The sequence below is a fragment of the Vibrio sp. Hal054 genome, assembly GCF_037162405.1.
Taxonomy (GTDB): Bacteria; Pseudomonadota; Gammaproteobacteria; order Enterobacterales; family Vibrionaceae; genus Vibrio; species Vibrio diazotrophicus.
On the sequence record NZ_JARLUT010000001.1, the window covers coordinates 872599 to 887012 of the forward strand.

Annotated in this window: 12 protein-coding genes; 5 read left to right on the forward strand and 7 right to left on the reverse strand. The window is 43.4% G+C overall.

The annotated features are described in order from the left end of the window. Positions 1-265: 265 nt before the first annotated feature. Complete coding sequence (udp, locus tag P4S58_RS04025) at positions 266-1024, forward strand: uridine phosphorylase (protein ID WP_042486185.1); 759 nt, start codon at positions 266-268, stop codon at positions 1022-1024. An 83-nt stretch (positions 1025-1107) separates the two neighbouring features. Here the strand turns inward: udp and P4S58_RS04030 are convergent, their stop codons facing one another. Then, the gene (locus P4S58_RS04030) at positions 1108-1914 is read right to left on the reverse strand and encodes a hypothetical protein (protein ID WP_042486183.1); all 807 of its coding nucleotides are present in this window, start codon (positions 1912-1914) and stop codon (positions 1108-1110) included. Between the two features lie 263 nt (positions 1915-2177). Then, the gene (gene metG / locus P4S58_RS04035) at positions 2178-4241 is read right to left on the reverse strand and encodes a methionine--tRNA ligase (protein WP_102962739.1); all 2064 of its coding nucleotides are present in this window, start codon (positions 4239-4241) and stop codon (positions 2178-2180) included. A 159-nt stretch (positions 4242-4400) separates the two neighbouring features. Between metG and apbC the strand changes: the two genes are divergently transcribed. The 3 genes from apbC (at position 4401) to P4S58_RS04050 (ending at position 8618) form a co-directional block, all read left to right on the forward strand. Further along, positions 4401-5474, forward strand: coding sequence for an iron-sulfur cluster carrier protein ApbC (gene apbC / locus P4S58_RS04040; protein WP_102969276.1), 1074 nt, complete (start codon positions 4401-4403; stop codon positions 5472-5474). 208 nt (positions 5475-5682) lie between these two features. Then, a complete protein-coding gene (gene udk, locus P4S58_RS04045; RefSeq protein WP_042486176.1) occupies positions 5683-6324 on the forward strand; it encodes a uridine kinase in 642 nt (213 codons plus the stop codon). Positions 6325-6476: 152 nt separating this feature from the next. Continuing rightward, positions 6477-8618 (forward strand): AsmA family protein, encoded by a 2142-nt coding sequence (locus P4S58_RS04050; protein WP_337162987.1) that lies wholly within the window; start codon positions 6477-6479, stop codon positions 8616-8618. Between the two features lie 87 nt (positions 8619-8705). Here P4S58_RS04050 and cobO read toward each other — a convergent pair whose 3' ends face one another. Next, complete coding sequence (cobO, locus tag P4S58_RS04055; RefSeq protein WP_337162989.1) at positions 8706-9311, reverse strand: cob(I)yrinic acid a,c-diamide adenosyltransferase; 606 nt, start codon at positions 9309-9311, stop codon at positions 8706-8708. An 85-nt stretch (positions 9312-9396) separates the two neighbouring features. Between cobO and P4S58_RS04060 the strand changes: the two genes are divergently transcribed. After that, complete coding sequence (locus P4S58_RS04060) at positions 9397-9864, forward strand: low molecular weight protein-tyrosine-phosphatase (RefSeq protein ID WP_337162990.1); 468 nt, start codon at positions 9397-9399, stop codon at positions 9862-9864. Between the two features lie 47 nt (positions 9865-9911). On the opposite strand, the gene P4S58_RS04065 is transcribed toward P4S58_RS04060, so the two are convergent. The 4 genes from P4S58_RS04065 to P4S58_RS04080 all read right to left on the reverse strand — a co-directional run bounded on the left by P4S58_RS04065 (position 9912) and on the right by P4S58_RS04080 (position 14287). Then, positions 9912-11201 (reverse strand): outer membrane protein transport protein, encoded by a 1290-nt coding sequence (locus tag P4S58_RS04065; protein WP_102969280.1) that lies wholly within the window; start codon positions 11199-11201, stop codon positions 9912-9914. 305 nt (positions 11202-11506) lie between these two features. Continuing rightward, positions 11507-12766: an outer membrane protein transport protein gene (locus P4S58_RS04070; RefSeq protein ID WP_102969281.1), complete on the reverse strand. Its 1260-nt coding sequence runs from the start codon at positions 12764-12766 to the stop codon at positions 11507-11509. A 242-nt stretch (positions 12767-13008) separates the two neighbouring features. After that, entirely contained in the window at positions 13009-13731 is a 723-nt protein-coding gene (locus P4S58_RS04075; protein ID WP_102962735.1) for a DUF3379 family protein, read from the reverse strand. Then, the gene (locus tag P4S58_RS04080; protein WP_102969282.1) at positions 13724-14287 is read right to left on the reverse strand and encodes a sigma-70 family RNA polymerase sigma factor; all 564 of its coding nucleotides are present in this window, start codon (positions 14285-14287) and stop codon (positions 13724-13726) included. Before P4S58_RS04080 ends, P4S58_RS04075 begins: the two co-directional genes overlap by 8 nt. Positions 14288-14414: the final 127 nt, after the last annotated feature.

Here is a 14414-nt window from a genome sequence, read left to right on the forward strand (position 1 = left end):
AAGCAACCTCCTTTTTCCATACCATCAATGTGATTTTCTCTCTTCAAAGCACAGTCAAGCGCTGTGCTTTTGAATTTTCCTATCAGCGCGCATATTAACCATTTAATAAATTTTAAGTGATCCGTGTCACTTAAATGTGAAACGAATACATGTCTTGCTTTTAATGGTGTGATTCCTATCACTCTATAGCTTTTAATACTGAGCTAAAGTTGTCCTGTACCTATTTATATTTATGAGCTGAATAAGCCGCATGAAGGAGCAACCTATGTCTCAAGCAGTATTCCACCTTGGTGTTACCGAAGCTGATCTTAATGGCGCAACGTTAGCGATCATTCCTGGTGATCCAGCGCGTGTACAAAAAATTGCAGAGTTAATGGATAACCCAGTATTTCTTGCAAGCCACCGTGAATACACGCTTTATCGCGCAGAACTTGATGGCAAGTCGGTTGTAGTTTGTTCTACTGGTATCGGTGGCCCTTCAACTTCTATTGCTGTAGAAGAGTTAGCTCAGCTAGGTGTTCGTAGCTTCTTGCGTGTAGGCACAACAGGTGCAATTCAACCACACGTTAATGTTGGTGACATGATTGTCACCACAGGTTCTGTTCGTCTTGATGGCGCAAGCCTTCACTTTGCTCCAATGGAGTTCCCAGCGGTTCCTGATTTCGATGTTGCGATCGCAATGAAACAGGCTGCGGAAGAGAGCGGTGCGACAGTTCACATGGGTATTACTGCTTCCAGTGACACTTTCTACCCAGGTCAAGAACGTTACGACACATTCACAGGTCGTGTTGTTAAGCGTTTCCAAGGTTCAATGAAAGAATGGCAGGAAATGGGCGTACTAAACTTTGAAATGGAATCAGCAACTCTGCTTACTATGTGTGCAAGTTCTGGTTTGAAAGCAGGTTGTGTCGCTGGTGTTATCATCAACCGTACTCAAAAAGAAATTCCAGATCATGCAACGTTGAAAGAGACAGAAGCTCGTTCAATCAAAGTGGTCGTAGAAGCTGCTCGTAAGATGCTTTAATTCTCTCTGTTCGCAGCTTAACTGCGTAGAGAATGCTTGAATTTAAACGCCATACTGTTTTCGCAGTATGGCGTTTTCGTTTATTAAGCGACGACCAGTTTAGGCAAAGGTATGTAAAGACTCTCACTGACATCCGCCAGCATTTGGTCATAAACGTGCGCAATGCTCAGCGAGACATCTGAAGTCAGTTGATATAGCTGCTCCTGAGGAATATCAAAGGCTGGATTCTCGTGCAGCTCGCTTAGTATATGCATTGCTTTTGAACAGGCCGGTGATGCAATGGACAACGGACTGATCAACGCCAGTTGATTCAGTTTGCGGCGCAATAGGTCACAGTAATGACGCAAACGTGCGGAACCATCTTGGGTATGCATATCTTCAATTGAAATACGTAGCTGGGTCAGAGTGTCCATAGAGTCAATCACTTGCTGCCAGTTCATATGGTACTCTTCACTCAAATCTTCTCGGTTTGATTCCACTAACCAAGCCAGCATTACTTCGTCCATCAAAAACATACAGTGTCGAATGGCTTTGCCGTGCATCATTTGGTTGCGGGCAATGCTTCTGTCCTGCCAGTTATTCATCAGAGCTTTCAATTTAAGCTGCAAAACACGATACATAGGCTTGCTATCGAAATGCGATGTGGAAATCAGATGGTTCGATTTCTCATGCAATAAATCTTGCAAATGACTAAGCTCTGCTTCTCTTTTTTCTCCGAACATCAGTGCATGATGAGTGGCACTGCGGTGTTGTCGGCTCAAATATAACAGCTGGCGAAGATCGATCAGAAGCTCGTACTTGCGCTGCAAAGTCGATTCTCTTTGCTTAGAAAAGTAGAACATCAAACCAAGTATGCCGATAGAGATCAGCATTGAGATAATGACAAACATAACCAACTCCTTGTTGCTACCTTGTCGTAGAGACGTGACAGTCGAAACTGTGCATCAACCAGTGAAAGGATTTTATTGTTTACTAAAGGAATTGCAGTTTTAATGCCAAGGGTTATTTGTATTTAAATCAATAACTTAGAATTTGACGGATTGAAATTTCGCACCATTGAAGTGCAAATTGAACTAAAAGTGTGAGTTGGTTCATAAAAAAAGCCCCAGCGCTTATCACGTTGGGGCTTTCTTAAAGCTGATTTTCTGAGTGATTACAGAACACGCATGCCAGGCTGAGCACCTTCGTGTGGTTCAAGAATCCATAGTTCGCTGCCACCAGGGCCAGCCGCGAGGATCATGCCTTCAGACATACCGAACTTCATCTTACGAGGTTTAAGGTTTGCAACAACAACCGTTAGTTTACCCACTAAGTCTTCTGGTTTGTAAGCGGCTTTGATGCCTGAGAATACTTGGCGCATTTCACCACCGATATCCAATTGGAATTTCAGTAGTTTGTCTGCTTTTGGCACAGCTTCGCATGAAACGATTTTGGCAATACGCAGGTCAACTTTTGCAAAGTCATCAAATTCGATTTCTTCTGCAATTGGATCTTTGCTTAGCTCAGTCGCTTGCGCAGCTTCTGCTTTTTGTTTCGCAGCGACTTCAGCGGCTGCATCTTCTTTCGATGCTTCAATCATCGCTTCGATGTTCTTAGGATCGATACGGTTGAACAGTGCCTTAAACGCTGTGATTTCATGGCTAGTTAGCGGAGTAGCGATACCTTCCCAAGTTAATTCTTGGTTTAGGAACGCTTCTGTGCGCGCTGCTAGCTCAGGCATGACAGGTTTCAGGTAAGTCATCAGCACGCGGAACAGGTTGATACCTACTGAACAGATATCTTGCAGTTCTTGATCTTTACCTTCTTGTTTTGCCACAACCCAAGGTGCTTTTTCATCAACGTATTGGTTTGCTTTGTCTGCCAGTGCCGTGATTTCACGGATTGCACGGCCAAACTCACGAGCTTCAAATTGCTCTGCGATACGGTCAGCGGCTGCAACGAACTCGTTATAAAGTTCTGGTTCAACAAAGTTGTCTGAAAGCTTGCCATCAAAGCGCTTAGCGATGAAACCTGCATTACGAGAAGCAAGGTTAACGATTTTGTTAACCACATCAGCGTTGACTCGTTGAGTGAAGTCTTCAAGGTTCAGGTCTAGGTCATCGATACGGCTGTTTAGCTTCGCAGCGTAGTAGTAACGCAGACACTCAGGATCTAAATGCTCTAGGTAAGTACTTGCTTTGATGAAAGTACCTTTAGATTTAGACATCTTAGCGCCGTTAACAGTTACGTAGCCGTGAACGAAAACGTTGTTAGGTTTACGGAAACCAGAACCTTCCAGCATCGCTGGCCAGAATAGGCTGTGGAAGTAAACGATGTCTTTACCTATGAAGTGGTAAAGTTCTGTCTTACTGTCTTTGTTCCAGTATTCGTCGAAATCTAGGTCATCACGCTTGTTACATAGGTTTTTGAATGAACCCATGTAGCCGATTGGTGCGTCTAGCCAAACGTAGAAGAACTTGTCTTTTTCGCCCGGAATTTCAAAACCGAAGTAAGGTGCATCGCGTGAGATATCCCACTGTTGCAGACCAGACTCAAACCACTCTTGCATCTTGTTTGCAGTTTCAGCTTGAAGAGAACCAGAACGAGTCCACTCTTTTAGCATGCTTTCAAACTGAGGCAGGTCGAAGAAGAAGTGCTCAGAATCTTTCATGATTGGCGTAGCGCCAGAAACTGCAGATTTCGGATTGATTAGCTCTGTTGGGCTGTATGTCTCACCACATGCATCACAGTTGTCGCCGTATTGGTCTTCTGACTTACACTTAGGGCAAGTACCTTTTACGAAACGGTCTGGCAAGAACATCTCTTTCTCTGGATCGAAAAGCTGAGAAATAGTACGGCTAGAGATAAAGCCATTCTTTTTCAGTTCTAGATAGATATGTGAAGCCAGCTCACGGTTCTCTTCTGAGTGAGTGCTGTGGTAGTTATCAAAGCTGATATCAAAGCCAGCGAAGTCTTTTTGGTGCTCTTCACTAACAGCGGCGATCATCTCTTCTGGTGTCATACCCATCTGTTGAGCTTTAAGCATAATTGGCGTGCCGTGGGCATCGTCAGCACAGATGAAGTTTACAGTGTTGCCGCGTAGACGCTGGTAGCGAACCCAGATGTCAGCTTGGATATGTTCAAGCATGTGACCTAAGTGGATTGAACCGTTAGCGTAAGGAAGGGCACAAGTTACCAGCAATTTCCTTGCGGTAGAGAGTCTTGGATCGTTTGCCATACTTAATATTCGCTTTCTTGATAGGTATAAAAATTTTGATGGGTAATACTACCCCATGAGCCATCTAACTCCAAGGTGTCAAAGGTGTGATTGCCTTAGTTTTTTCGGGGTTCTGTACAGGCTTAGCAGGTGGTAGCATAGGGTTAACAAGGAGGACCTATGCGTCAATTCAGTTCAAAGCAAGATTTTTGTGATTGGTTAAACCAATTTCAGCATCCTTTTCTTATTCAAGATTGGGCTTCGCAACCAAATATTGTTTCTGTGGAAGCTCAAGGCTTTAAGATAACACTCCCTTTTGCCGCACTCTCTTTGCCTGAAGAACTTTCAAGCTGGATTGCCCAACGGCAGCAGTCAGGTGAAGTACCTTCTTTCCACTATGAGGTTACTGTTAGTCCTAAAGCGCTAGAGACTCATGTCGCTTCAGAAGTGCGTGGCGTGAAAAACATTATTGCCGTTACATCTGCTAAAGGCGGGGTTGGTAAGTCAACCACGGCGGTCAACCTTGCATTAGCGATTGCAAAATGCGGCGCGAAAGTTGGTTTGCTCGATGCCGATATTTATGGTCCTTCAGTGCCTATGATGCTGGGCCAGTTAGATGCAAAACCAGAAGTTCGTGACAACAAATGGATGCAACCGATATCTGCGCATGGCATTTACACTCATTCAATTGGTTATCTGGTGGATAAATCAGACGCGACTATCTGGCGTGGTCCTATGGCATCAAAAGCATTGGCTCAGCTTCTTACTGAGACAGAATGGCCTGAACTGGATTATCTGGTTATTGATATGCCACCGGGTACGGGTGACATCCAGTTGACGCTTTCTCAGCAAATACCAGTGACCGGAGCACTTATCGTCACTACGCCTCAAGATCTGGCGTTGGCGGATGCTCGTAAAGGTGCGGCAATGTTTGAGAAAGTGGATGTGCCGGTGATTGGCATGGTCGAGAACATGAGCTATCACATCTGTAGTCATTGTGGTGAGAAAGAACATATCTTTGGTTATGGCGGTGCGCAGGCGCTAGCGAATGAATTTGGCTTGTCACTGCTTGCTCAAATTCCGCTCCACATCAGCATGCGCGAAGATATTGATGCTGGTAAACCAACGGTCGCCGCTCGTCCAGACAGTGAGCATGCCGCTGTTTATATCCAACTGGCTGAACGTGTTTGCGCATCGATGTACTGGCAAGGAAAGGCGAAACCAGAGTCAATCATGTTTACCATGGTTGAGTGAGTTGGGTCATTTTCTGCGATTTAAAAGACGATCGAAATGAATGGTCACTGAGTCAGGGTAGATGTAATCGTTTACTCTGACTTTTTATTGTTCAACATCAGAAATTACTGTCATTTAACGTTAATGCAAACTGGTATAACCCTTTTTAACTCCCTATAATCAGGCGGTTTAACTTAATTCCCAAAATACACGTATCGAGTGCACATACATGTCTGATAATAATCAATGCGTCATCGTTGGTATCGCCGGCGCATCAGCTTCTGGTAAAAGTCTTATAGCCAGCACAATTTACAATGAACTGAGTGCGAAAGTTGGTGACCACCAAATAGGTGTGATTACGGAAGATTGCTATTACAAAGACCAAAGCCATCTGAGCATGGAAGAACGTGTTAAAACGAATTACGATCACCCAAGTGCATTGGATCATGATTTACTGTGTGAACACTTAACACAGTTAATGAACGGTCACGCTGTTGAAGTACCAGAGTATAGCTACACAGAGCATACTCGTACCGCTAACACCACCACAATGACACCTAAAAAAGTCATCATTTTAGAAGGTATTCTGCTGCTGACTGACCCACGTCTACGTGAGCTTATGCAAGTAACGGTATTTATGGATACTCCATTAGATATCTGTTTGCTGCGCCGCGTGAAGCGTGATGTAGAAGATCGTGGTCGCACAATGGATTCAGTGCTGAAGCAATATCAAAAAACGGTTCGTCCTATGTTCCTCCAGTTTATTGAACCGTCAAAACAATATGCTGACATCATCGTACCTCGTGGCGGTAAAAACCGTATCGCGATCGATGTGTTAAAAGCACACATTGCGAAATTGCTAAAATCGTAATTTTGACTAATGCTTGGCATTAGCCGACTTTATTTTTTAACTGAAAAGTGGCACTTTAAGTGTCACTTTTTTTATATCTATATCGTTGATTAATTGATTGAAAATTATCGGTTAATCACAGGTGTTGATGTTTTCAAGCAAGGATTAAACAGATGAAAAAACTGTTGCTCTTGGTTGCTGTACTTGTGGTCGTCGTTTTAGGCGCAGTTGCAGCACTTGTTTTATTCGTGAACCCAAACCAGTTCAAGCCTTTAATTGTTGAACAAACGAAGAAACAAACCGGATTAGATTTAATGATTGAAGGCGACATTGGCTGGAAATTCTTCCCTTCAATTGGCTTTGAAATTGGCAAAACCGAACTGAAAAACCCACAGGGATTCACTAACCCAAATATGTTCAAAGTGGACAATGTTGGGGTGGATGTCTCCGTGATGCCTCTGTTGGACAAACAACTCGTTATTGGCAATGTTCAGCTTGATGGTGCTGAAATTTATTTAGAAACATTGAAAGATGGCCGAACGAATTTAGACAGTTTGACTAAAGCGAAAACCTCACAAGAAGTTGCTGACACTCAAGCACCAGCAGAAAGCAAAAGCCCTTCTCCAACTCCAGAGCAAACAAGCGGTGTTCAGGATTGGACAATTCAACTGGCTGGAGTCACTGTCAACAATGCGTTGTTGGATATTCAGGATCGTAAAGCAGGAACGCAAACCAAACTCTACGATGTTCAGTTAAAAGTGGATGAGTTCGAAGCGGAGAAGTGGACCTTAGTGAGCTTCGCTGCAAAAGGACGCAATGATCAGCAAAAAAACAATCCGCAGAACTTTGCAGCTTCAGGCAGTGCTGAAGTCAAACTGTCGAGTGATTTTACGCAATATGCGTTACGCAATATTAACGTGGACGCGAGCTTTAGCGACCAAGCAAACAACATTGAGTCTGCAAAGTTAGCGTTGGTAACTTTCGATTTTGATAAGCCAAATGCGCTCGAGTTTTCTGTAAAAGGTAAAGCTGCAGATATGATGTTAGAGGCGAAAGGCTCTAGCTCACTGGTTGTGAATAAAGAGATCACTAAAGTAGCGGCAAACGGATTTACTCTGGAAGCAAATCTGCAGGGCGCAGCTTTACCTCAGTCACCGATGAAGGTTGGCATGCAATCGGATATTGCTTTTGATATCAGCAAAAACACGCTCAATGTCGTTCTTGCGAAGTTAACGGCTAACGCATTGCAGTTTGACGGCAAACTCGATGTGGCGTTGGCGGATATCCCGAAAGTAAGATTCAGCCTGCATAGCCCAGATATTGATGTGGATGCCTTCCTTGGTAACGAGAAAGCGGTTGCAGCAAGTTCTTCAGAAACGGCTTCTGAGAAGCCAGCGTCGACAGAGACCAAACCTGCAACCACAAGCAAACAAGAGGTGGAGCCTGATCTATCTGCATTGCAAACACTCGACGTTGCTGGCGATATCACGATTGATAAGCTAAAAGCGAACAATGCGAAAATGCAGAACGTGAAAGCGGATGTTGTCGTGAACCGAGGTTTGGTGACACTGAAATCTTTTACTGCCAACTTGTATCAAGGTTCAGTATCAGCAACAGCACTAGTGGATACCAGAAAAACACCTGCCACTTATACGGTGAAGAAATCGGTTAAAGGTGTGAAGGTACAACCTATGCTAATGGATGTGCTTGATAACGATATGCTTGAAGGCACAGGTAACATAGAAGTTAACGCACAGGGTAAAAGCTTAACGCCTACAGGTATCCAAAAGAACCTTGTCGGTACAGTTGCAATCAACTTCGCCGATGGCGCTGTTAATGGTATCAACGTTGCACACTTGTTACGTACTAACTACGCCAAAATAACGGGTGGGGATGTCACTGAAGCTGACCATGTTAAGAAAACCGATTTCAGTGCGATGACAGCGACGCTCAAGCTTGATAAAGGCAATATCACGACCGATGATTTGCATATGCAGTCACCCGCTCTTCGCATCAGAGGGCAGGGTAAAGCGAACTATTTAGATGAAACGGTAGACTTTACACTCAGCACTTCAGTTGTGGGTTCGTTGAAAGGCCAAGGCGGCAAAGACGTTGATGAATTGCGCGATGTGACGATTCCGGTCAACATCTCAGGGAAATGGTCAGAGCCTAAATACAAACTAGTGTTTGATGATGTACTTAAACAGAAAGCGAAAAAAGAAGTAGACCGAGGTATCGAGAAATTGAGCGACAAGATCAAGGACGAAGATACTAAGAAAGCGGTTGATAGCTTACTGAAAGGTCTGTTTAACTAGCTTGATTCCTCTAATAAACAAAAAAGCGAGTGGGTGTAATGTCCGCTCGCTTTCTTTTATATGAAGAAAATGACTTCAACTAGAGCTTTACCAGTCGATACCTTGCAGAGCTTTAACTCCTGCTTCAAATGCGTGCTTGGTATTCTTGACTTCGGAAACGGTGTCGGCCATTTCAATTAAGGTTCGGTGTGCTGCGCGGCCAGTAATAATGACAGACTGCATATGTGGACGCTGGCTTAGTGCTTCAACCACTTCGTCTAACTCTATGTAGCCGTAGTTGACCATGTAAGTCAGTTCGTCGAATAAAATGACATCGATAGATTCATCTTTCAGCATTCGCTTGCACTCTTGCCATACAAGTTGCGCCGCAGCTGTGTCGCTTTCTTTATTCTGAGTATCCCAAGTGAACCCAGTTGCCATGACTTGGAATTCAACGCCTAACTTTTCAAGCAAGTTTCGTTCGCCATTATCCCAAGTTCCTTTAATGAACTGGGCTACGGCACATTTTTTGTTGTGTCCAACGGCACGGGCAATAGTGCCAAAACCGGAAGTAGACTTACCCTTACCGTTACCAGTAATAACCAACAATAACCCTTTCACTTCCTGAGCGGCTGCGACTCGCGCATCTACCTGTTCTTTCACTTTTTGCTGGCGAGCTTTGTGGCGCTCTTGTTTTACGTCATCGCTAGACATGACAATTCCTTTTTCAATCTGATTCTAGTGACTATGATAACTTAATGATGCTTTGGCAAACACAGACCAAAAACAAGGAATTACAATGACAAAAATTTTAGTGGTTTGCATGGGGAATATTTGTCGTTCACCAACCGGAGAAGCTGTCTTAAGAAGCAAGGCAGAGCAATTAGGTGTCGATATTGAAGTAGACTCAGCAGGTACAATTGGTTATCACCAAGGGGCGCTTCCGGATAAGCGAGCGAGAGCAGCTGGAGAGCGGAGAGGTTATTCATTTTCTGGGATGTTAGCTCGCAAAGTAACAAAAAGAGATTTTGAGGATTTTGACTACATATTGGCAGCCGATCATGAGAATTTGGAAGATCTTATGCTCATGTGCCCAAAGCAATTGCAGTACAAGTTGTCTTTATTCCTGAGCCACGGAGAATCGAACTATGAAGAGATTCCTGACCCGTATTACGGCGGAGATCAAGGCTTTGAGTTGGTATTGGATTTAGTAGAAGAAGCCAGTGAGCAGTTTCTATTGTTCCTAAAAGAAAGAGGCCAGTGGTAAGCACTGGCCTAATTAAGTAATCAAATAGCTCCTAGAAACAATAGCTTTTAGAAGCGGTAACTCGCTTGAACACCTAGCAACCAAACACTACCAGTCGTTTGACCTGTGAATTGTCCACCAACTTTTTGTGCCGAGTTATCTGACTCATAACCACGAGATTCTTTTATTGAAGCATCTTTAGCTACGATATAAGTAAAGCCCGCATCAACAGTGAACTGTTCGGTAACGTCGTAGCCTGCACCAATGCTTAACCAGATACGATCCGTTTCTGGAATCGTAATAGTTCGGTTTTGGTCACTAACCGCACCCATGTCATAAGCCACACCGCTACGTAGAGCAAGCTTTGAATCTAACTGGTAAGTCGCGCCGAGAGCGAAACGGTAGTTATCTTCCCAGTTTTCCTCTTTAACCATAACAGTTTTAAGTTTGTCTAACTGTGCTTCAAGTTTTTCAAAGCTGCTCCAGTCAGTCCAGTTGATGCTGCCGTGTAAGGCAAGTTTGTCCGTTACTTGATGGAAGCTGGCGATTTCGGCTGTTGCAGGCATCGTAAGAGACATATAGCCAGTATCATTAATTACACTCTTGTAATCTGTAACATACATGTTCGCTGTGCCAGTTAGCTTAAGGTCAACTTTTGATTTATAGGTTAAGCCAATACGGTTACTCGGGTTGATCTGCCATGCAGCACCCGCTTGCCAGCCCCAAGCCGTATCTTCACCTTCCATATATTTCAGAGTAGTGCCTTGAGGTAAACCTAATGCTTCTGTCTGTTTTGGTGATTTAGCACCAAAGTGACCTTCACCGATAACGTAACGAACACCACCACCGATGCTAACAGCATCTGTCAATTGATAACCAAGGTTGGCATTCGCTTCCATGGTTTTTACCATCGCTTCATCACCGAAGTGACTGGCTGCGAAGTTAGAGCCGAGTTCAGTCTCCATACCATAGTTTGTGCCTAGAGCAAGGCCGGCAACTAACTTGTCATTGATTTGGTGAGAAAGATAAAAGTTAGGAATAACAGCATCGTTTGCGTAGTCATTAGATTCAGCTCTGCGTGAAGAGTTACCTAAAGTCACATCTCCATGTACATCAACATTCGGGTTTACATAAATTGCGCCCGTTGAAACTTGAGTACCGTTTAGGTAAGTAAGCATTGCAGGGTTGCGCCATTGTGCGCTGGCATTATCTGCCATAGCGGCTTCACCTGCGTAGGCGCGGCCTAGGCCAGTTGCTGAGTATTCGGCAAGTTGAAAACCTGCAGCATGAGAAAGAGTTGGTACGCTAGCCAAACTAGCAGCCACCGCTAGAGTCAGGAAAGTCTTATTTGTTTTCATTTTAATTTAATGTTCGCTGAAATTTTAAAAAACTGAACGGTAAAGTCTAAGAACTAAAATCAGCCATGAAAAATGAAATCCAGCTTTTAATTGATATACAAAATAAAACGCTAAAAAAATTGGGTGTGCAAAATATATGACTGCTTTGTTTTCTCTATGAATGTATTTTCAGCGTACACGTGTAGGGAGTAGGGCGGGTTTTAAGACACAGCTGTGCGCTTAAAATAAAAATGATTATTCGGGAAATATGTAAAAAAGGGCTGGTAAACCAGCCCTTTAGCGTTTGTGTTGTTTCTAACTATTGATTAGAAAGAACGGCTGTATTGTAAGCCTACTAAGATTGCATCTGCGTGAGTTGTTGCTGTAACTGAAGATGCTGAAGTTTTCTCTTTAACGTTGATATCTTTACCAAGTAGATAAGTAAAGCCAAAGTCTACGTTAGATGCATCATCAATTGCGTAAGTAAAGCCCGCAGAGAACCATTGACGATCTGAGTCTGGTACTGAAATTGATGTTACAGAATCCTGAGCACTTGTGTCATACATGTAACCTGCGCGTAGAGTCCAGTCTCTATTTAGGTAGTAAGTACCACCAAGAGAATAGTGCCAACCATCTTGCCACTTGTAATCTTTTGAATAAACACCACCGTTTGAAGCAGCTAGTTGTGCGCCAAGAGGTGAGCGACTTGAGTTCAAGTTTTCAAAGTCAATCTTGTCGAATGCACTCCAGCCGATCCACTGAACGCTATAGTGTACAGCAAATGACGTATCTTCAATTTTGTGGAAACCAGAAAATTCTGCGATATCAGGAAGTGGTAGAGTGATTTTTTGGCCATAGTCATCTTCAGCCTCAAACTCTGGGCTGTAATGGTAGCCAAAACCAAAGCGGTTATTTTCATCTAACTCGTAGACTGTACCAAGGTTAAAGCCAACAGCCCAACCATCAGCTTTGTCTACATTGATAACGCTTGCGCCTTTAAATGAACCGAATGCAGCACCAGCTGTTCGTTTCATAGTTCCTTGACCATATATTAAGTCTAGGCCAGCACCAAAGCTTAGTTGATCATTTACTCTGTATGAACCAGCTAAACCAAAGTTAAAGCTTTTAACATCAGTAAGACCGCCGTATTCAGTAGCAGTATAATTGTCAGAAAATTCTGTTTTGGTACCAAAGTTAGTGTAAGCATTCACACCCCAAGCAAACTTGTCGTTTACCGGAACAACTAAGTGAATGTTTGGTGCTACTGAAGTACTACCTACATCATCAGTGTCACCTACTGGAAATGAACCAGCTTGTGTACCATAGCTAGCATCTTTCACTTCGATCATGGTCGTAATCGACTCGAAACCTAGAGAAAGTTCCATTTTGTCGAATAGTGCCATCGCTGCAGGGTTACGCGCCATTACTGAAGCGTTATCTGCGATTACGGCATCACCAGCAAATGCACGGCCTAGGCCAGTTGCTGATTGAGCGTTGAGCTGGAAGCCAGCAGCCATTGCTTGCTGCGTAGCTAGTGTTACTGTCACTGCTAACAGTGAACGTTTAAACAGACGCGTCTTGTTCATGTGTTTTTCCTTTTTTGTATAGCCTCTAGTGGGCTTTTTTGAGCAATTGCTCAGTTGGGGCTGATCCTAGTACCTAGTCTACAATATAGAAATCCGACCATTGTCTAATTGGACGAGAAAATTGCAGAAATGGTGGATAACTGACATGAATTTGTAAGAAATAATGATTTATTAGAGCTTTAACTCTAGTAAAAGTGCAATAAACCCACACTATTGGTGGGTTTATTGTCTATTCAGGTTGGTTATTTTTGAGGGCTTAGTAAAGGTAGGAGGTTATCTGCAATTTTACGGATGTTTTCACTACTGTTACCAACGATAATTAGACTTTTATCGCCGATTGACTCGACCATTCCAGACATTCCATCTTTATCAAAGTGTCCGCTAATATCGCTCTTAACGCCTGCAAGAAACAGTGTAACTTTGCCGCTATCACCTTGGAAAACCATATGCAAAGCGTTAGATTGTCCAAATCCGCAGTGATTTAGGTAGTAAACATGGTACGGGAAGTTCTCGGTGAACTTATAGGCAAAAGGCTGTAATTTTGCATTGATCTGTCTAGAGCTGACTTGTTCGTCAATATTTGACACAAAGCCTTCTTCATCGACCACATGTTTAATGGCAATATCAACCAAACTTGCCTGTGCTGGTGGAACGATAAGTTTCCCCCAGTTAACTTGTCCTGCGACCAAACCGAATGCAAAGGCGATAGATGCCGCCATTGCCATTGCTTTACGAGCAAAGTTAACGGTAGTTACATTATCCGCGTGAGAACTTTGATTGAATAAAATTCTATCGGCTAACCCTTCAGGTACATCAACCTTCATTGCATCAGTAATTTGTGCGTCGAGCTTTAACACATCATCCAAGAACTTTTGGTTAGCCTCCTTGGTTAACGCATCAGCGTACTCACTGTTTTTCTGTTTCGGTTCCGACATCACGCGGCGGCGAAATTCTAAATCATCCATTTTGCTGCCCTCTAAAGTTTTCGGAAGAATCCAACATTTCCTTTAATTGATTACGAGCTCGGAAAAGTCGAGTCATGACGGTATTTTGGTTGAGCTCGAGAATCTCGCTTATCTCTTCACCGCTAAAACCGCCAATGATCTGTAAAAACAGTGGTTCGCGATACTCATCTTCCAATTTCATGATTTGTTTTTGTAACCATTCTCTCTGGTGGTGAGCATCGTCTGAAATCTTTGCTTCATTTCCGTGTGTCTCAATATCTACTAAATCAAACTGTTTGCGCTCAAAGCGGCGCGCATTCTCTCGCCTCAGTATGGTAATGAGCCAAGACTTAGCGGCTTTTTCATCTTGCAAGCTTTCGAGTGATTTCCAAGCTCGTAAGCAAGTTTCTTGCACCAAATCTTCGGCCACACTTTGGTCTTTGCATAACCAATAAGCGTAGCGATAGAGATCGGTGTGATAAGCGCGCACAAGCGCTTCGTATTTTCTTTGTCTATCCATACCGTTATTGACCGGATGGTTAGCCGATTTCTTTCCAAATATTTTAATTATTGACACTCGAGTCTCCGGTGGCTTCGTAGTGTGATATTTCAATTCATTCCAAATTCGAAACTAAGGTGAGCACTTAGCAACTGAAATGGGCTTTCAGGCTCTTTTGGGTAACGATGTTTTAGCATTGATGTGG